Origin of the sequence: Kitasatospora sp. NPDC091276 (assembly GCF_040684355.1) — a bacterium.
Taxonomy (GTDB): Bacteria; Actinomycetota; Actinomycetes; order Streptomycetales; family Streptomycetaceae; genus Kitasatospora.
Window position 1 is genome coordinate 24,100 of the sequence record NZ_JBFBFU010000003.1, and the last position, 15,802, is coordinate 39,901.

At 75.7% G+C, this 15,802-nt stretch carries 18 protein-coding genes; 9 read left to right on the top strand and 9 right to left on the bottom strand.

Annotation, left to right across the window (positions count from 1 at the left end; genetic code table 11):
* The first annotated feature begins 116 nt into the window (after positions 1 to 116).
* Positions 117 to 314 carry a hypothetical protein gene (locus AB0O19_RS04020; RefSeq protein WP_363582458.1) on the top strand — a complete coding sequence of 66 codons (198 nt, stop codon included), beginning with the start codon at positions 117 to 119 and terminating at the stop codon, positions 312 to 314.
* 49 nt (positions 315 to 363) lie between these two features.
* Here the strand turns inward: AB0O19_RS04020 and AB0O19_RS04025 are convergent, their stop codons facing one another.
* Entirely contained in the window at positions 364 to 2,913 is a 2,550-nt protein-coding gene (locus tag AB0O19_RS04025) for a lysylphosphatidylglycerol synthase transmembrane domain-containing protein (RefSeq protein WP_363617647.1), read from the bottom strand.
* Positions 2,914 to 2,995: 82 nt separating this feature from the next.
* Positions 2,996 to 3,757: an SDR family oxidoreductase gene (locus tag AB0O19_RS04030; RefSeq protein WP_063348744.1), complete on the bottom strand. Its 762-nt coding sequence runs from the start codon at positions 3,755 to 3,757 to the stop codon at positions 2,996 to 2,998.
* Between the two features lie 214 nt (positions 3,758 to 3,971).
* Between AB0O19_RS04030 and AB0O19_RS04035 the strand changes: the two genes are divergently transcribed.
* The 3 genes from AB0O19_RS04035 (at position 3,972) to AB0O19_RS04045 (ending at position 5,834) form a co-directional block, all read left to right on the top strand.
* Positions 3,972 to 4,238 (top strand): UBP-type zinc finger domain-containing protein, encoded by a 267-nt coding sequence (locus AB0O19_RS04035; RefSeq protein ID WP_363582452.1) that lies wholly within the window; start codon positions 3,972 to 3,974, stop codon positions 4,236 to 4,238.
* Positions 4,239 to 4,408: 170 nt separating this feature from the next.
* On the top strand, positions 4,409 to 4,681 hold the full coding sequence (locus AB0O19_RS04040) for a hypothetical protein (RefSeq protein ID WP_363617649.1): 273 nt from the start codon (positions 4,409 to 4,411) through the stop codon (positions 4,679 to 4,681).
* 175 nt (positions 4,682 to 4,856) lie between these two features.
* A complete protein-coding gene (locus AB0O19_RS04045; protein ID WP_363617651.1) occupies positions 4,857 to 5,834 on the top strand; it encodes a sigma-70 family RNA polymerase sigma factor in 978 nt (325 codons plus the stop codon).
* Here AB0O19_RS04045 and AB0O19_RS04050 read toward each other — a convergent pair.
* Positions 5,831 to 6,079, bottom strand: a complete 249-nt coding sequence (locus tag AB0O19_RS04050; protein WP_363617653.1) for an STAS domain-containing protein — start codon at positions 6,077 to 6,079, stop codon at positions 5,831 to 5,833. The two genes, AB0O19_RS04045 and AB0O19_RS04050, sit on opposite strands and share 4 nt — an antisense overlap.
* 190 nt (positions 6,080 to 6,269) lie before the next feature.
* Here AB0O19_RS04050 and AB0O19_RS04055 point away from each other — a divergent pair, with 190 nt between their 5' ends.
* Positions 6,270 to 6,707: an SRPBCC domain-containing protein gene (locus tag AB0O19_RS04055; protein WP_363617655.1), complete on the top strand. Its 438-nt coding sequence runs from the start codon at positions 6,270 to 6,272 to the stop codon at positions 6,705 to 6,707.
* 69 nt (positions 6,708 to 6,776) lie between these two features.
* Positions 6,777 to 7,268 carry an NUDIX hydrolase gene (locus AB0O19_RS04060; RefSeq protein WP_363617657.1) on the top strand — a complete coding sequence of 164 codons (492 nt, stop codon included), beginning with the start codon at positions 6,777 to 6,779 and terminating at the stop codon, positions 7,266 to 7,268.
* A 62-nt stretch (positions 7,269 to 7,330) separates the two neighbouring features.
* Here AB0O19_RS04060 and AB0O19_RS04065 read toward each other — a convergent pair whose 3' ends face one another.
* From AB0O19_RS04065 to AB0O19_RS04075, 3 genes are all read right to left on the bottom strand, one after another.
* Entirely contained in the window at positions 7,331 to 8,080 is a 750-nt protein-coding gene (locus AB0O19_RS04065; protein ID WP_363617659.1) for a Clp protease N-terminal domain-containing protein, read from the bottom strand.
* A 196-nt stretch (positions 8,081 to 8,276) separates the two neighbouring features.
* Positions 8,277 to 9,017 carry a tyrosine-protein phosphatase gene (locus AB0O19_RS04070; protein WP_363617661.1) on the bottom strand — a complete coding sequence of 247 codons (741 nt, stop codon included), beginning with the start codon at positions 9,015 to 9,017 and terminating at the stop codon, positions 8,277 to 8,279.
* A gap of 174 nt (positions 9,018 to 9,191) precedes the next feature.
* Positions 9,192 to 9,914, bottom strand: coding sequence for a VC0807 family protein (locus tag AB0O19_RS04075; protein ID WP_363617663.1), 723 nt, complete (start codon positions 9,912 to 9,914; stop codon positions 9,192 to 9,194).
* 196 nt (positions 9,915 to 10,110) lie between these two features.
* Between AB0O19_RS04075 and AB0O19_RS04080 the strand changes: the two genes are divergently transcribed.
* The 3 genes from AB0O19_RS04080 to AB0O19_RS04090 all read left to right on the top strand — a co-directional run bounded on the left by AB0O19_RS04080 (position 10,111) and on the right by AB0O19_RS04090 (position 14,144).
* Entirely contained in the window at positions 10,111 to 11,001 is an 891-nt protein-coding gene (locus tag AB0O19_RS04080; protein WP_363617665.1) for an RNA polymerase sigma factor, read from the top strand.
* On the top strand, positions 10,998 to 12,122 hold the full coding sequence (locus AB0O19_RS04085) for a hypothetical protein (protein WP_363617667.1): 1,125 nt from the start codon (positions 10,998 to 11,000) through the stop codon (positions 12,120 to 12,122). The genes AB0O19_RS04080 and AB0O19_RS04085 overlap by 4 nt, the downstream gene beginning before the upstream one ends.
* 408 nt (positions 12,123 to 12,530) lie before the next feature.
* Positions 12,531 to 14,144 carry a protein kinase gene (locus AB0O19_RS04090; RefSeq protein ID WP_363617668.1) on the top strand — a complete coding sequence of 538 codons (1,614 nt, stop codon included), beginning with the start codon at positions 12,531 to 12,533 and terminating at the stop codon, positions 14,142 to 14,144.
* Positions 14,145 to 14,184: 40 nt separating this feature from the next.
* On the opposite strand, the gene AB0O19_RS04095 is transcribed toward AB0O19_RS04090, so the two are convergent.
* From AB0O19_RS04095 to AB0O19_RS04105, 3 genes are all read right to left on the bottom strand, one after another.
* Positions 14,185 to 14,811, bottom strand: coding sequence for a glyoxalase (locus tag AB0O19_RS04095; protein ID WP_363617669.1), 627 nt, complete (start codon positions 14,809 to 14,811; stop codon positions 14,185 to 14,187).
* Positions 14,808 to 15,245, bottom strand: coding sequence for an AraC family transcriptional regulator (locus AB0O19_RS04100; RefSeq protein WP_363617670.1), 438 nt, complete (start codon positions 15,243 to 15,245; stop codon positions 14,808 to 14,810). Before AB0O19_RS04100 ends, AB0O19_RS04095 begins: the two co-directional genes overlap by 4 nt.
* A gap of 97 nt (positions 15,246 to 15,342) precedes the next feature.
* Positions 15,343 to 15,753, bottom strand: coding sequence for a VOC family protein (locus tag AB0O19_RS04105; RefSeq protein ID WP_363582426.1), 411 nt, complete (start codon positions 15,751 to 15,753; stop codon positions 15,343 to 15,345).
* Positions 15,754 to 15,802: the final 49 nt, after the last annotated feature.

A 15,802-nucleotide genomic window follows, 5' to 3' on the forward strand; every position in this document is an offset into this window, starting at 1 on the left:
CGCGGGGCCGCCGCGGCGCAATCGCGCCCGGCCGCCCGGCGACGGATACTGCCAGTACCGCCCCCGCGCCCGTGGGAGCCTCCGGACAGTGCCTCCGAACAGTGAGGACGGACGCCATGCCGCAGAATCACGAGGACTACCTGATCGACGAGGCCGTCGAGACCGTCGAACCCGACGACGAGGCACCCGAGGGCGACGAGTACGACGAGGTGGCCGAACGCCGGGCCGTCGGAGCCGACCCGGCCACCGATGTCGCCGACGCCGCCGAGCAGAGCCGCGTCGTCCAGCTCGACGAGGACGAGTACCGCGAGTAGCCGCCGCCGGGACCGGTCCGGGGCGCCATCCGGGGTGCTGTCCGGGGCCCTACAGCGCCCGGCGGCGCTGCAGCCAGGTCATCGCCGCCCAGCCCGGCAGCACCGGCAGGATCAGCGTCAGCAGGCGGTACGTCGCCACCGCCGCCAGCGCGCCGCCCTTCTCCATCGACGCGGTCTGCTGCAGCAGCGCGATCAGCGCCCCGTCCACCGCGCCGGCCCCGCCCGGGGTGGGCGCCACGTTGCCCGCCGCGTTGCCCACCAGGAACACCACCGCCACCGAGGCGAAGGACGGCTCCCGGCCGATCGCCCGGGTGCAGCAGTACAGGCAGCCGATCAGGCAGATCGACACCAGCAGCTGCCCGGTCAGTCCCACCGCCAGCCGGGCCGGGCTGCGCAGCAGGTCCAGCAGCCGCGGCAGCACCTCGGTGGTCAGCGGCCGCAGCCGCGCCGCCAGCCAGCGCCGGGCCGGCGGCACCGCCGACACCACCGCCAGCAGCGCCGCCGCCCCCGCCAGCCCGCCCACCACGGCGGGCAGCGCGTCCAGCTCCGAACCGCCCGGTTGCAGGTCCAGCAGGTAGACGAAGGCGCCCAGCTGGAGCAGGTGCAGCACCAGGCCGATCAACTGCCCCGCCCCGACGCTGGACAGCGCCTGCGCGGTCGGGATCCCGGCCCGCTGCAACAGCCGGGTGTTCAGCGCGATCCCGCCGACGCCCCCGGGCGACACCAGCTTCACGAACGCCCCGGCCAGCTGCGCCAGCACCGCGTTGCGGAAGTCCAGCCGCTCCGGCACGAACCCGACGAACCCCATCGCCGCCGTCACGTGGCTCAGCGTCGCCGCCAGCAGCGCCAGCGCCAGCCACGCCGGATCGGCGTCGGCCACCGCCGCGATCGGGTTGTCCTCGGCCGCGAACAGCTGCGGGATCAGCAGCCACCCGGCCACCACCCCGCCCACCACCGCCAGCAGGGTCCGCGGCCGCAGCCGCTCCAACCGCACCGGCCGCACCTCCGCCTGCGGCCTGGTCCGCAGCACCTCCGCCCGGATCTCCTCCAGCAGCCCGCCCCCGCCGGCGGCGGCCTCGTCGGGCCCTGGGTCCGCCGGGCCGTCCGTGCGGGTGGCGGCGGTCGGGCGGACGGTGTGCTTGAGGGCGTGGCGGGTGGTGCGGGCGAGCGCGATGGGCTGGAGGAGGGGGAGGGCGGCCTCGACGGTGTCGGCGCCGAGGACGGTGACGGCGGTGTGGACGGAGCGGGCCGCGCCGGCCCGCAGGGCGAGGGTGGTGAGCAGCTGGGCGATGTCGCAGCGCAGCACGAGTTCGCTGGCCGCGATGTCGCCGTCGGCGAAGTCGACCAGGTGCACCGCGCCGGTCGCGTCCACCAGCAGGGAGGACGGGACGAGCGCCCGGTGGGCGGTCTCCCGGCGCTGGAGGCGGGCGAGCTGCCGCCAGGCGTCGGCCAGCAGGTCGTCGGTGATCTCCTCGTCGGGGAGCCGGTCGAGGGTGCGTCCGGGGAGGTGCTCGTAGGCGATGAGGGCGGTGTCCTGGCCGAGGCCGGCGGTGGCGGCGATGCGGCGGGTGCGGACGCCGGCGGCGAGGGCCGCGTAGGTGACGAGCGCCTCGTGTTCGAGGCCGGCGCGGGGGGAGCGCAGGGCCCGGGGGTGGGGGGCGGTGCGCAGCCGCAGGCGGCGCCAGGCGCGCTGGACGGCGGCGGCGGTGACGGCTTGCCGGTCGAGGAGCTGGACGTCGAGGTCGGGCCGGTCGTCGGCTTGCCGGACCAGGTAGCGGTCGGGCCCGGCGGGGTGGGCCTCGGCCGGGTGCAGGCCGCTCTCGCGCAGGGCCCGGAGGATCTCGCCGGGCCTGGGCAGCGGGTCGGGGGTGCCGACGGCGTAGAGGGTGCCGTGGGCGCCGGTCCAGCCGATGAGCAGGCCGAGCAGCAGGGCGGTGGGGGTGGCGTACCCGCCGGCGAGTCCGGCGAGGCCGGAGAGGGCGAGGACGGCCCAGGGGGCCCGGTGTTCGCGGTTGCCGGAGGCGGTCATGAAGGCGAGGACGGGCGCGAGGTAGCCGTAGACGGGCTCGGTGTGGCCGAGGGCGCCGCCCGGTAGGGCCTGGGTGAGGGCCGCGAGCAGGGAGACGGGGGCGACGCCGTCGGCCCACAGGTCGAGGAGCAGGGTGGCGCCGTAGGCGAGGACGGCGGCGAGCAGGCCGTCGGAGACCTGCTGGAGGGCGCGTCGCCGGTCGGGGCCGAGGAGGCGGCGGGCGGCGAGGACGACGGGCACCAGCAGCACGGCGGCGGTGGTGAGGCCGCCGGCGAGGCCGGCGAGCGGCCGGGGCACCAGTTCGGCGGCCTCGGCCACGTCGGCGGCGATGCCGCCGGTGGTGGCCCGGGCGTAGTCGGCGAGCAGCAGGGTGAGGGCGATGGCGATGAGCCCGGTGAGCAGCCGGATCAGGGCGACGGGCTGCCGGATCCGGCCGGGTTCGGACACCGCCCGGGCCGGGCCCCGGCCGGCTCCGGCGCTCGCCGGTATGCCGGTGTCCGCCGGTGCGGGCGTGCCGGCGGTGTCGCCACCGCCGGTGTCGCCGTTCGTTCTCCCCGTCACGATCGCCACGGGTGGCATGCTCCCATGCCTCCCCTGATGGTGGAGCCGGAGCCCGGAAGCCGGCCCGGATCGGGGGAGTCCGAGGAAGGCCCTACGCCTGCCGGGTCGGCACGACGACCGTGTGGCTCAGGTTGACGTGCCGGGGGCGGCTGACGGTGTAGGCGATCAGGTCGGCGAGGTCGTCCGCGGTGAGTGCGGGGATGGCCGCGAACATGCCGCCGAGCTGTTCGCGCAGGGCGGGGTTGTCGATGTGGCCGCCGAGTTCGGTGTCGGTCAGGCCGGGCTCGATGGAGCTGACCCGGACGTCGCGGGGGCTGAGTTCGGAGCGCAGGGCGGCGGACAGCTGGGTGAGCGCGGCCTTGGTGGCGCTGTACACGGCGTAGTTGGGGAAGACGACGCGCGAGGCGATGGAGGAGACGTTGACCAGGTCGGCGGCCCGGCCGTCGGCGGCGGCCGCGGTGAGGTCGTCGGCGAAGGCGCGGATGATCCGCAGGGCGCCGGTGAGGTTGGTGTCGACCATGCGGGTCCACTCGTCGGTCCGGCCGTCGGCGAGGGGGTTGGGCAGCATCACGCCGGCGCTGTTGACCACCAGGTCGACCCGGCCGTAGGCGTCGTGGACGGCCTTGGCGGCGGCGTCGACGGAGGCCTGGTCGGTGATGTCGGCGGTGACGGCGAGGGCCTGGCCGCCGGCGGCGGTGAGCTCGGCCGCGAGGGTGTCGAGGCGGTCGGTGCGGCGGGCGAGCAGGGCGACCCGGGCGCCGTGGGCGGCGAGCAGGCGGGCGGTGGCCGCGCCCATGCCGCTGGCGGCTCCGGTGACGACGGCGGTGCGGGCGGCGAGGGCGGGGTAGCTCATCGGTGGCTCCTGGGCCTGGGAGGGTGGTGGGGCTGACGACGACAACTGTGTGCGGGCGGCGGAGGTTCGCCCAGGGCCGTGTGCGTCCCGGGTGCGGCCCTCCCGGGATCCGCGTTCCTGGGTGCGGCGGTACCACCCTGGCGCCGGGAAGGCCGACCGGGCGCGCGGCGTGTCTTGAGGCCGGGGCCGGCCGGGCCGTCACTACCCTGCGGGCATGAGTGCCTGCGAAGACCTCGCCGCGGCCCCCCAGGACATCGAGCCCCTCCCCCCGGCCGACGGCTGCGCCGACTGCCTGGCCCAGGGGCGCCGGGACTGGGTGCACCTGCGGATCTGCCTGGACTGCGGCCACATCGGCTGCTGCGACTTCTCGCCGCAGCGGCACGCCACCGCGCACTTCCACAACACCTCGCATCCGGTGATCCGCTCGTACGAGCGGGGCGAGGACTGGCGCTGGTGCTTCGTCCACGAGGTCATGGGCTGAGGCCCGGCGCGGGGCGCGTCCCGCGGATCGGGCCGCTCCGGGGAAGCCGGGGCCCGTTTCCGGTGGCATCCGGGCGCAACCCGGATAAAATCCGGACATAACGCCCGCGCGGCCCCCGGCCCCTCCGGTCGACATCCGTCCCGCCGGTGACCGCCGAAGGGAGGCCGACGATGACCAGGCGAACACCGGGCAGCACTGCCCAGCTCCGCCGGGGCACCCAGGAACTGCTGGAGCGCCGCGGCATGGCGACCGCGCCCACCCGGCTGGTGCCGATGCTGCGCGCCGACGCCATGTCCTCCGCCACCGCCGGGTACGTCGCGCCGGACGCCTTCCGGCACGGCGGCCGCGACCGGGCGGCCTCGGCGGGGCGCGCCGCCCCGTCGACGCACGCCGAGCTCAAGGGCCACCGGCACCGCGGCGCGGAGAAGCACTCCGCCCACTGAGCGGATCCGGGTCCGGGGGCGGGCACCGCGTTCCGGCGCCCGCCCCCCGAAGCGTGCTCGGGGGCGGTGTCCGGGGTGGTTCGCGGTCGGTGCGGGGGCGCGCCGGGGCGTTGTCAGTGGGCTGGAGTACCTTCGTGCCGTTCACCAGCACGGGGCGGGACGACGGGGGCGCACCATGGCCGACCTGATCACGGAGGAGCCGGTCGAGCTCCAGTTGGAGCGGTACCGGACGGAGCTGACGGGCTACTGCTACCGGATGCTCGGCTCGGTCTTCGAGGCCGAGGACGCGGTGCAGGAGACGATGGTCCGCGCCTGGCGCGGCCACCGCGGCTTCGAGGGGCGCGCCGCGCTGCGCTCCTGGCTGTACCGGATCGCCACCAACGTGTGCCTGGACGCGCTGAACGGCCGCAACAGCCGGGCCCGCCCGATGGACCTGGCCGGCCCGGTGACGGTGGCCACGGCGAGCGACACCCAGCTGCCCGAGGTGACGTGGATCGGCCCCGCGCCGGACGGCCGGGTGCTGCCCGAGACGGGTGACCCGGCCGAGGTGGCGGCCCAGCGCGAGTCGGTGAAGCTGGCCTTCGTCGCCGTGCTGCAGCGCCTCGCGCCCCGGCAGCGGGCCGTGCTGATCCTGCGCGAGGTGCTCGGCTGGAAGGCCGCCGAGGTGGCCGAACTGCTCGGCGTCACGGTGGCCTCGGTGAACAGCGCGCTGCAGCGGGCGCGCGCGGTGCTCGCCGGGGACGGCGCGGCCGCCCGCCCGGCCCCCGCGCTGGACGACGACCACCGCGCGCTGCTGGACCGCTACGTCCGCGCCTTCGAGGCGTACGACATGGACGGCCTCGCCGCGCTGCTGCACGAGGACGTCACGCTCAACATGCCGCCGTACGCGATGTGGCTGCGGGGGCGGGGCGAGATCCGGGCCTGGATGCTCGGCCCGGGCCACGGCTGCCGCGGCTCCCGGCTGGTCCCGGTGACGGCCAACGGCGCTCCGGCCTTCGCCCAGTACCGGCCGAGCCCGGCGGGCGGGCACGAGCCGTGGGCGCTGATCGTGCTGGAGGTGTCAGCGGGCCGGATCACCGGGTTCACCAGCTTCCTGGAAACCGACGTGCTCTTCCCGCTGTTCGGCCTCCCGCCCCGGCTGTCCGCCGACTAGGCCCTGTCCGGCCGCCGGAGGTCGAGGGGGTCCACGCCCCCCGGCAGCAGGGCCGCGAGCCCGCTGAACGCGAGCAGCTCCCGCAGCGGGCCGCTCGCGTTCACCAGCACCACGCCCACCCCGTGCCGCGCGGCGGCGAGCCGCAGCCGGGCGAGGGCGTCGACGACGGCCAGGTCGGGCGCGGTCAGCGCGTCCAGGTCGCAGGTCAGGGCGGGGGCGGGCGGGGGCTTCGGCGTGGTGTCCATACCGCTTGGACCGGCCCGGCGGCCCGGGCTCATCGGCTCCGGCGGAACTTCCCGGAACTTTCCGGAGCTCGGCAGAACTCCGCAGAACTTCTCGAAAGAATTTCCGCGTGGAGCGATGAGTTCCGGTCGCGCCCTCGGTCTACTCCTGTGAAAGCGCCACCGTGGCGCCGCGATCACGAAGGACGACACCATGACCGAGAACCTGGGCGAGCTGACCATCACCCGCGAGCTGCCGGCCACCCCGGACGCCGTCTTCCGCGCCTACGTCGAGCCCGAGCAGTTCGTCCGCTTCTGGGGCCCGGTCGGCACCCACGTCGAGCTGGACACCGTGACCATCGAGCCGCGGGTGGGCGGGCGCTACGACAGCACCATGACCATCGACGCGACCGGCGACGTGTACCCGATGTGCGCCGAGATCACCGAGATCCGCCCGGGCGAGCTGATCGCCCTGGTCGAGGAGAGCGTGGGCCTGCGCTCCACGATGACCTTCAAGGACCTCGGCGACGGCCGCACCGAGGTGGTCCTGCACCAGACCGAGGTGCCGGCGATGTACTGCGGTCCGGAGGCCCGGGCGGGCCTCAACTCCAGCTTCGACCGCCTGGTCGAGCACCTCGCCGCCCAGCGCTGAACTGACGGCCCCGGGCGGGTCGGTGGCAGAGTGGGCGGTGCAGAACCACCGTGCCCCAGGAGGATCGCAGTGACGGCTGAGCCCTTGAAGTCCCGCGAGGAATGGTTGGCGTCCCTGCCCAGGATCTACGCGGCGGCGGGCTGTCTGCTGCGGGACGAGTCCGGCCGGATCCTGATCGTGAAGGCCGGGTACCGCGAGTACTGGCAGTTCCCGGGCGGCACGATCGACCTCGGCGAGGGCCCGGTGGAGTGCGCCTCGCGGGAGCTGCTGGAGGAGACCGGCATCGTCAGGGCGACCGGGGAGCTACTGGCCATCTCCTGGACCCACCCCTCGTCCGAACTCGACCACCCGGCGCAGCACTTGATGTTCGACTTCGGCACCGTCCCGGACGGCACCCCCGTGACCGTCCCGGCCGGCGAACTGGACCGGCACCAGTGGGCCACCGTCGAGGAGGCGCTGGAACTCCTCGGTCCGGCCCGCTCGCTCCGGCTGCGGGCGGCGCTGGAGGCGGCCGCCGACGGCCGGGTGCGGATCGTCACCACGCCCGTCTCCGGCTTCTGAGTCCCGCCCGAGCCCAACCGACCGGCCCCGGGCGGGAGTTCCGCCCGGGGCCGGGCCCCGTCTCACGCCTGCTCGGCGTTCCGGGCGGCGATGATGGCCTTGACGGCCTCGGAGGTGAAGGTCTCCGCCTCGGACTTCTCGACGCCGAGGCCGGCGAGCACGCCCGAGCCGTTCTCCAGCTCCAGCAGGGCGAGCAGGATGTGCTCGGTGCCGACGAAGTTGTGCCCGAGCTTCAGCGCCTCACGGAAGGTCAGTTCCAGCGCCTTCTTGCCCTGCGCGTCGTACGGGATCAGCGCGGGCACCTGCTCGGCGGCGGCCGGCAGGACGGCGGCGGTCGCCGCCCGGACGGCCTCCGGGGTGACGCCCTGGGCGGCGAGCGCCTTGAGCCCGATGCCCTCCGGTTCGGCGAGCAGGCCGAGCAGGAGGTGTTCGGCGGTGATCTCGGCGTTGCCGGCCGCCCTGGCCTCCTCCTGCGAGGCCATCACGACGTTCCGGGCCCGGTCGGTGAACCGGGCGAAGCCCTGGCTGGGGTCGAGGTCGGCGGGGGTGCCCGGGTCCTTGGGGACGAACCGCTTCTGGGCGGCCTGCTTGCTGACGCCCATGCTGCGGCCGATGTCGGTCCAGGAGGCGCCGGAGCGGCGGGCCTGGTCGACGAAGTGGCCGATCAGGTGGTCGGCGAGGTCGCCGAGGTGGTCGGCGGCGATGACCGCGTCGGACAACTGGTCGAGCGCGTCGGGGTGGACCTTCTTGATCGCGGCGATCAGGTCGTCGAGGCGCAGCGGAGTGGTGTTGGGAACGACGGGATTCTCCATGCGTCAACCGTAGGTTGTCGATCCCGGGTCGTCAACCATCGGTTGACGATACGTGCGAGTAGTCTTCGGCGGCCCCTGCGGGACGGAGGCGTCCGAGCGGCGGGCCGCGGATCCCGGCCCCGCCCGAGGCCGTGCTGTCTCGCGAACTCAAGCTCCAGGTGGTCGAGTTGCAGGAGCCGGCCTGGCCCGGTGGCCGCTACGCGGCGGGCAGCAGCCGGGCCCGGACGGCGGCGACCTCGGCGGGGGTGGCCCCGGCGGCGAGCAGGTAGCCCGCCGGGTCGAGGCCCTCCAGCGCGCCCGCGAGGACGGCTTCGGCGGTGGTGCCGGCCTCGGCGAGCACCGCGTCGATCCGGTGGTACTGGTCCGGCAGGCCCAGCATCCCGTACAGCGGGCGGACGTTGGGGCCGCTGAGCTGGTAGTCCTCGACGATCGCGGCCCGTTCGACGCCGGCCAGGGCGAGCAGCAGCAGGGCCGCCAGGCCGGTGCGGTCGCGGCCGGCGCCGCAGTGCACGACCAGGCCGCCGGGGCGGGCGCCGGCGATGGCGGCGATCAGCGCGGCGGCGGCGTGCGGGCAGTGGTCCAGGTAGGGGCGGAGCGCGAGCGGGGTGCCGTCCAGCCGGCCGTAGGCCTCCCACCAGGCGGGGCCGGCGAGTTCGTCCAGCGGGACGCGGATCAGCTCGACGCCCTCGGGGAGCGGGAGGGGCGGCTTGTACTCCTCGGCGTTGCGCAGGTCGACCACGGTGCGGACACCGTGGTCGAGGAGGGCGTCCCAGCCCTCGGCGGTGAGGCGGTCCAGGTTGTCCGCCCGGACTATCGCCCCGCGGGCGGTCGGCCGGCCGGAGGCGGTGGGCAGTCCGCCCAGGTCGCGGACGTTCAGGCAGCCGTCCCACACGAGGGTGCGGTCCTCGGTGGTGGTCAGCGCGTGCGTCCGGCTCATGGGGGCCCCGTTTCCTCGACCGGGGGTCCCGTTACCCCCTCGTTATAAGGGACTCCCGGGAGATCCGGATGGTTCCGTGCTGTTCGGATCGCCGACACCCGGCGTTGGGCCCGGTTCGGGCGCCGTCCGGGGGCGGCGATGCTCCCCCGGGCGGCAGGTGGACGGCGGGCGGTGTCAGACGGCGGTCGGGGCTTCGGTCTCGGCCGCGACCAGCTTCTCCATCGGATCGGCCGCGATCCGACCGAGCATCGCGCCGGCCGCGATCGCGCCGATCATGAACACGGTGGACAGCCAGGCCATGGTCGCCACCGGCAGGGTGAAGGCGCCGACCACCCGGGCGACGCACTCGGCCAGCAGCGCGGTGCCCCAGGCACCCGCGAACACCCGCTCGTGGCGCTGGAAGGCCCGGGAGCCGGCCGCCCGGCCCTCGACCAGCCGCTGCCAGGCGGCGGCCCGGTCGCGCTTGCCCTTGGTGAGGAAGGGCATCAGCACCGGGGTCATCACCGACCGGCCGACCAGCGCCGAGAACAGGATGGCCAGCGCCACGGTGCCGCTCAGCCCGCCGTCCTTGGCGATCATCAGCCGGGCGTCGCCGGTGACGAAGGTGAGCGCCAGGCCCGCCAGGTTCACGGTCAGCATCAGCGCGGCCCACAGGTTGAGCCTGCGCTCGCGCAGCAGGCCGAGCACGGTCCGGGCGGCCGGGATGGCGCTGCTCCACGCCAGCGCGGCGAACACGCTCAGGCCGCCGGCCGAGTGCAGCAGGTAGTAGCCGGCCAGCGGGGCGACCACGTCGATGGCGAGCGGGCGGAGCCCGGAGGCCGACGGGTTCGGGGTCGTGCCGGTCTCGGCGGCGGTGGCGGCGGTGGTGGCGGCGGTGGTGGTGACGGTTCGGCTCACGGCGGGTTCCTTCCCTGCTGGTGGCCGCGGGCCGCTGCCCGCGTCGTGCCTCCAGTGTTTCCGTCCGACCCTCCGTCAGAGCAGTGCCGTCCGTTGCGGGATCCGCGTGACAGCTGTCATGGTGCGGGCCGTGACAGCCGCTCCGACCTGCGACTTCTCCCGGCTCGCGGGGTCGCGTTCGCCCGGATGGCCCATGATGTGGCGAGTGCAGAGTGCAGAGCGCCCCGGAGCGGGCACCGGCAGCCCCGTCGGCCGGTCCGGACCAGTCCCTTCCGTCGGCCCGCCAGCGGGCCGGGCCCCCGCTCCCGCCGATCTGACCGAGGCCGTCCGGGCCGCCCAGGCCGGGGACGAGGAGGCGTTCCGGCTGCTGTTCCGGACCGTCCAGCCGGGCCTGCTGCGCTACCTGCGGGTCCTGGTCGGCGGTCGCCCCGAGGACACCCAGGACGCCGAGGACATCGCCTCCGAGACCTGGCTTCAGATCGCCCGCGACCTGGGCGGCTTCTCCGGTGACGGGGACGGCTTCCGCGGCTGGGCCGCCACCGTCGCGCGCCACCGCGCGCTCGACCACCTGCGCGCCCGGCGCCGCCGCCCGGTCGCCGACCTGCCCTTCGAGTACCTGGCCGGGCTGGCCGCCGGGGACGACACCGCGGGCGCCGCGCTGGCCACCGTCGGCACCGCCGACGCGCTGGCGCTGATCTCCCGGCTGCCGCGCGACCAGGCCGAGGCCGTCCTGCTGCGGGTGGTCATGGAGCTGGACGCCGAGAGCGCCGCCCGGGTGCTCGGCAAGCGGGCCGGCAGCGTCCGGATGGCCGCCCACCGGGGGCTGCGGAAACTGGCCACGCTGCTGGAGCAGTCCTTCGCGGCCGGGGTCGGGATCCCCGCCGCGCGCGAGGCCGAACCGGCGGTGCGGCGGCCCGGCCGGACCGGCCGGCGCCGTACCGAGGACCCCGTCGAGGAACCCGCCGAGGAAACCGCGGGGAAGGCGGCCGGGAAGCCCACGGGGAAACCTGCGGGAAAGCCTGCGGGAAAAAGTTCTCCGCAAGGTGTGACAGAACGCCGGGCCGCGACGCTGAAGGACATGAGATGAGCACCAACCGATCCCGTCGGATCGACCGTGACGCTGCCGAGCATCTGCTCGGCGGTGCCGTGGGCGGCCCGCCGGCCGGGCAGGACGCCTCGCTCACCGGACCGGACGGCGGTCCCGGGCCGCTCGCCCGGATCCTCGCCGCGGCCGCCGCCCCGGCGACGGCCGACGAACTGGCCGGGGAGCAGGCCGCCCTGACGGCGTTCCGGGAGGCGCGTCTCACGCCCGACCCCGTAGTGACCACACCCGTCCGGAGACGATCGATGGCAACCGCCGCGTTGGCCAGGGCCTTCAGCACGAAGGCCACTGCCGCCGTGCTCGGCGCCACCGCGCTGTGCGGGGTCGCGGTCGCCGCCGGCACCGGCAACCTGCCGTCCCCGCTGGGCGGCGGGTCCGGCGCGCCCGAGCACGCGCTCGCCGCCGCGGGCGGGCCCTCCGGCAGTGCGCCCGGCACCGCGTCCGCCGATGCGTCGGCCGGTTCGTCCGCCACCTCGCCCGACAGTGCCGCGCCCGGAACCCCGTCCGTCCGCCCGTCCGGCGGCGGCTCCGCCTCGGGCGGTCCGCAGCTGGTCGGACCGTCCACCGCCCCGAAGCCCGGCACCCCCTCCGCCGATACCGACGGCGACGGCGACGTCGAGGGGCACGGCGCCCGGCCGCTCGCGCCCGGACTGGTCGCCCTCTGCCACGGCTTCGCCGACTGGTCTGGCCGGGGCGAGCGCTCCCCGGCCACCGAGCCGCGGTTCGGCCCGCTGGTCACGGCGGCCGGCGGGGCGGAGAAGGTGGCGGACTACTGCGCGGAGGTGCTCGGCGACGAGGACGACGACCATCCGGGTGCCGCCGCGAAGCCCCACGACCCCGGCCGGACCACCCCCGGCCCCGGTGCGGGCGCGGGCAAGGGGAACACCGAGGACGGCCGGGGCAACGGCCAGGACAAGAACAAGGACAAGGGCAACGGCCAGGACAAGGACCAGGACAAGGGCCAGGACAAGGGCAACGGCGGCAACGGGGCCAGGCCCGGCCGGTCCGGCGTGACCGTCCCGGCGCCGCCGGCCGCGCCGCCCCTGCCCGACGTCCGTCCGAGCAGGACCGACCGTTCCGACGACGGCCAGTCGGGCCGGAGGTAACCCAGGAACTCCGGGTGGGCGGCGAGCGACTCCCCCCGGGCTCGCCGCCCACCCGGACCGCACCACCCGCAGTACCCGCAGGACCGCACCACCCGCAGTACCGCTCGTCAGTACCACCCGAAGACCCCGGGTGGCCGGTCGGCTCCCCGTGCCGTCCGGCCGCCCGGCCCCGGCCGGCCCGGCAGGCGCCCACCCCGGACGCGCCGCCGGCCCGGTCGGCCTGGAACGTGCGGCCCGCCCTCCCGCAGTCAGGGCGGGTCGCACCCCCGCGCCGGCGGCCGGGGGACCGCTGCCCGGTCCCCCGACCGCCTCCCCGCCCCCGGCGGTGCGGTCCGGCGGTGCGGCTATCGTGCACAGGTGCACGAGGCGGCCCGGAACACCGGGCACGGCACGTGAGGGGAGTTCCAGGTGATCGGACGGGCGCTGAACGGGCGTTACGAACTCGTCGAGATACTCGGCGTCGGCGGCATGGCCACCGTCTGGCGCGGGCTGGACCACGTGCTGGGCCGCCAGGTGGCCGTCAAGGTCCTCAACGGGGGACTCGCCGACGACCCCCGCTTCGCCGAGCGGTTCAGCCGCGAGGCGCAGCACGCGGCCATGCTGGTGCACCCGAGGATCGTCATGGTCTTCGACTCGGGCGTCGACCAGGGCACGCCGTTCATCGTCATGGAGCTCGTCCACGGCCGTTCGCTCGCCGCCGTGCTGGTGCAGCAGCCGGGCCTGCCGGTGGAACGCGCCGTCGGCATCGCGGCGGCGGTCTGCGAGGCGCTGGCCGTCGCGCACGCGGCCGGGCTGGTCCACCGGGACATCAAACCCGGAAACATCATGATCACCGACGACGGCGGGGTGAAGGTCGTCGACTTCGGCATCGCCCGGGCCGGTTCGTCCAGCAACCTGACCCAGACGGCGAGCGTGCTCGGTACGGCCGCCTACCTGTCGCCCGAGCAGGCCACCGCCTCGCCCCTGGACGGCCGCACCGACCTCTACGCGGTCGGTTGCGTGCTCACCGAAATGCTCACCGGCGAGACCCCGTTCACCGCCGAGACCCCGGTGGCGATCGCCTTCAAGCACGTCAGCGAGCAGCCCCTGCCGCCGTCCTACCGCCGCCCCGGCCTGCCGCCCGCGCTGGACGCGGCCGTGCTGCGCCTGCTCGCCAAGAACCCCGCCGACCGGCCGGCGGACGCCGTCGCGGCGCGGGCCGAACTCCTCTCCACCATCCCCGGGTTGGCGGTCGGCGACCCGACGGCGGAACTCCTCGCCACCGCCGCCGCCACCCAACTGCTGCCGCCCGTAAGGCCGGTGAACCCCAACCAGCAGCACACCACCCTGCTCCCGCCGCAGGCCCCGGCCGCCACCTCGCTGATGGCACCCGTCCCGCAGGCCCCGCCGGCCACTTCGCTGATGGCGCCCGTCCGGCAGGGCCCGCCCGCGCCCGCCGGCCGCGGTCGCCGCCGCGGCAGGCCCCTCGTCCTCGGCGCACTGGGCGTGGCCGCACTCGCCGGCGTCACCGCCCTGGCCGTCGCCGCCCTGGACGAGCCCGCCGGCAACGCCGCCGCCCCCGCTCCCACCAAGCCGCCGGCGGCTACCGCCCCCAGCACCCCGGCTGCCGCGCCCAGCACCCAGGCCCGCGCGTCCACCCCCGCGGCGACCCCGACGCCCACCGCCGCGGCCCCCACCACCCCGGCCGGCCTCCCCACGGCCCCCAACCCGGCCGTCCCCCGCAACCAGGGGCCGGCCCTCCAGCTCAACGCCTTCCGCCAGGCCGTCGTCCAGACCCAGGTCGCGGGCAAGGAGCACGACCGCCAGGCGGAGCTGCTGCGCATCCTCGACGACGCCTCCGCCCGCCTCAACGAGGGCAATCCGGACGACGCGGCCCAGGAGCTCAAGGACGCCCAGAAGGTGATCCGCGACCTGGCCAAGAAGCACGCCATCGACGGCCCCACCAACGCCAACTGGAACGCCCGCCTCGGCGCCCTGCTGATCACCCTGCACGCCACGGCCGCCGACAACCAGGACTGGTGACCGCGGGGCCTCAGGTCCGGTCCGACGGTGGCGCGGCGGTTCAGCGCGCGGCCGCGGGCCGCTCGGCCGCCCAGGCGAACCCGTCCGGGTCGGTGAAGGTTCCGGCGGTGCCGCCGATCACGAGCCGGTGCGATCCGCTGCCGTCGGGGGAGACGCCGGCGTCCTTGGCGAGGGCCCGGCGCTTGTACAGCGCGAGCTTGACCGGGCTCGACCCGGTGGCGAACTCGACGTACACCGGCCCGAAGCTCTTCGCCACGGTGAGGCCGCGGTCGACGTAGAACCGCTTGCTCGCGGAGACGTCCGCGACTCCCAGCAGGAGCACGAGCTGGTCGATCTGCCGGGTGGCCGGGCCGGTGTCCTTCTTCGCGGAGGTCGCGATCTTCCAGATCGTCCCGTCCGGGGCCTGGACGACGCCGCCGTAGCCCCAGAGCGACTTCGCGGCGGGTTTGAGGGCGGTGGCGCCGGCGTCGAGGGCGGCGTCGACGAAGCCGTTGACGGTGGCGGGTCGGGACACCGTGAGCGACAGCGTGAACCCGCGGAAACCGGTGGTCGGCTCCTGCGAGGCCCGCAGGCGCAGCTGGGTGTCCAGGCCGAAGGCGGTGGTGTAGAAGCTGCGGGCGGCCGTGGGGTCGGCCACGTCGAGGACGAGGGAGTCGATGGAAGTCATGTCCTCCACGCTAGGTGCGGCCCGGCGGCCGGGGCTTCTCGAATTCTGACCGGTCCGGCGGCCCGTCGCGCGCGGCGCCGGTAGTCGTCGGGCGGCATGCCGACCAGTCCGGTGAAGCGGGTGCGGAAGGCGTCCGGCGAGGTGCAGCCGACCGCGCGGCGGACCGCGGTGACGCCGAGGCCGCCGCGGCGCAGGAACGCGGCCGCGCGCTCGACGCGGCGCGCCGTCAGGTAGCCGTACGGCGAGTCGCCGTAGGCCAGCCGGAACTCGCGGCTGAGCTGTCCGGCCGCCAGGCCGGCGTCGCGCGCGAGCGCCAGGACGTCCAGCGGCCGCGCGTACTCGCGGTCGATCCGGTCCCGGACGCGGCGCAGCCGCGCGAGGTCCTTCAGGCGCTGCGCCGCCGCGCGGGCGCGGGCCCACGAGGGGTGGCACACGGGAGGACTCCTCTCACCGGGCCCGACTCCGGCCGTCGCGGCCGTGGCGGCCGTCAGGGGCCGCGCGGCCCGCACGGTCGGCGCTCGGCCGGACGGCTCAGCGCAGCTCCTGGATGCGGATCAGGTTGCCGGCGGGGTCGCGGAAGGCGCAGTCGCGCATGCCGTACGGCTGCTCGGTCGGCTCCTGGACGACCTCGGCGCCGCCGGCCTGCACCGCCCGGAAGGTGCCGTCGAGGTCCCGGGTGGCCAGCAGGATCCAGCCGTAGGTGCCCTTGGCCATCATCTCGGCGATGGTGCGGCGCTCGTCCTCGGTGACCCCGGGGTCGACGGCCGGCGGTGCCAGGAGGATGGAGGTGTCGGGCCGGTCGGCGGGGCCGACGGTGATCCAGCGCATCTTGCCCTGCCCGACGTCGCCGCGGACCTCGAAGCCGAGGACGTCGCGGTAGAAGACCAGGGACGCGTCCGGGTCGTCGTGCGGGAGGACGCTGGTGTGAATGGTGATGTCCATGGCGCCGATGCTAGGTGTGGCCGCGCGGGCGTGCTTCTCGAATCCTGAC

Coding starts and splice junctions, on each gene's coding strand:
- AB0O19_RS04020 (WP_363582458.1), top strand. CDS start 117: ATGCCGCAGAATCACGAGGACTACCTGATCGACGAGGCCGTCGAGACC.
- AB0O19_RS04030 (WP_063348744.1), bottom strand. CDS start 3,757: ATGAGCTACCCCGCCCTCGCCGCCCGCACCGCCGTCGTCACCGGAGCC.
- AB0O19_RS04035 (WP_363582452.1), top strand. CDS start 3,972: ATGAGTGCCTGCGAAGACCTCGCCGCGGCCCCCCAGGACATCGAGCCC.
- AB0O19_RS04040 (WP_363617649.1), top strand. CDS start 4,409: ATGACCAGGCGAACACCGGGCAGCACTGCCCAGCTCCGCCGGGGCACC.
- AB0O19_RS04045 (WP_363617651.1), top strand. CDS start 4,857: ATGGCCGACCTGATCACGGAGGAGCCGGTCGAGCTCCAGTTGGAGCGG.
- AB0O19_RS04050 (WP_363617653.1), bottom strand. CDS start 6,079: ATGGACACCACGCCGAAGCCCCCGCCCGCCCCCGCCCTGACCTGCGAC.
- AB0O19_RS04055 (WP_363617655.1), top strand. CDS start 6,270: ATGACCGAGAACCTGGGCGAGCTGACCATCACCCGCGAGCTGCCGGCC.
- AB0O19_RS04065 (WP_363617659.1), bottom strand. CDS start 8,080: ATGGAGAATCCCGTCGTTCCCAACACCACTCCGCTGCGCCTCGACGAC.
- AB0O19_RS04070 (WP_363617661.1), bottom strand. CDS start 9,017: ATGAGCCGGACGCACGCGCTGACCACCACCGAGGACCGCACCCTCGTG.
- AB0O19_RS04080 (WP_363617665.1), top strand. CDS start 10,111: ATGTGGCGAGTGCAGAGTGCAGAGCGCCCCGGAGCGGGCACCGGCAGC.
- AB0O19_RS04085 (WP_363617667.1), top strand. CDS start 10,998: ATGAGCACCAACCGATCCCGTCGGATCGACCGTGACGCTGCCGAGCAT.
- AB0O19_RS04095 (WP_363617669.1), bottom strand. CDS start 14,811: ATGACTTCCATCGACTCCCTCGTCCTCGACGTGGCCGACCCCACGGCC.
- AB0O19_RS04105 (WP_363582426.1), bottom strand. CDS start 15,753: ATGGACATCACCATTCACACCAGCGTCCTCCCGCACGACGACCCGGAC.